This is a genomic window from Nocardioides mangrovi, assembly GCF_020073815.1.
Taxonomy (GTDB): Bacteria; Actinomycetota; Actinomycetes; order Propionibacteriales; family Nocardioidaceae; genus Nocardioides; species Nocardioides mangrovi.
In genome coordinates, this window is record NZ_JAIQZJ010000039.1 from 1 (window position 1) to 771 (window position 771).

The following is a 771-nucleotide window of genomic DNA, read 5'->3' on the forward strand; positions in this document are numbered from 1 at the left end:
CTCCCGAAGCTCGCCGACGGTGACTACACCCTCAAGGCCTCGACCTGGAACACCACGGCCGCGACCTACACCTTCACCGTCACCGACGGCGAGGTCGTCACCGACGACACCGGCGACGGCGGCGACGGCGGGGACACCACCCCGCCCAGCGCACCGTTCATCGCCGCGCAAGGGCCGAGCACCGGATCGACGATCGTCCTGGTCGGCAGCGACTTCACCGGAGTCACCGAGGTCGAGCTCAAGATCGACCGCAACCTGACGAACCAGAACGACCGGACGCTCTCCGACACCTCGGCGTTCGTCGTGGACACCAGCGGCGCGCAGGACACGCTCACCATCACCGTCGACCCAGCCGTGAGCGGCACGACGTGGGACATCCGGGTGACGACCGCCGCCGGCGTGTCCGACTGGATGCGCATCAGCCTCGACCAGGGCTGAGTCCGACGCGGCACCGGACGGGGGCCGACGCGATCACCACGTGCATCACCACGTGATCGCGTCGGCCCCCGTTCCGTTCCTCGGGTGTTTGCCTCAGGAGGACGCGGTGGCGGCCGATCAGGTGACTACCAACTCTCCTGCCTACCCCCCAGGGATCTGCGGGTGGGGTGGTCGCCGCCGGACGGACCCGGCGGTTGTTCCCTTTCCACAGACCCAGCAGGAGCTCTCATGTCTGTCCACCGGAATCGGACGCCACGGATGGCGGCCGTTCTCGCGGGTATCGCGCTTGGCGCGACCTTTCTGACCACGACGCCGGCCGCGCAGGCGGCGCCG

The 771-nt window shown here is 69.4% G+C and carries 1 protein-coding gene; it reads left to right on the top strand.

What is annotated here, in order from left to right; genetic code table 11:
- Window positions 1-438, top strand: a 438-nt coding sequence (locus K8U61_RS24705; RefSeq protein WP_224125676.1) for a hypothetical protein, incomplete at its 5' end; no start/stop codon positions are given.
- Between the last annotated feature and the right edge of the window lie 333 nt (window positions 439-771).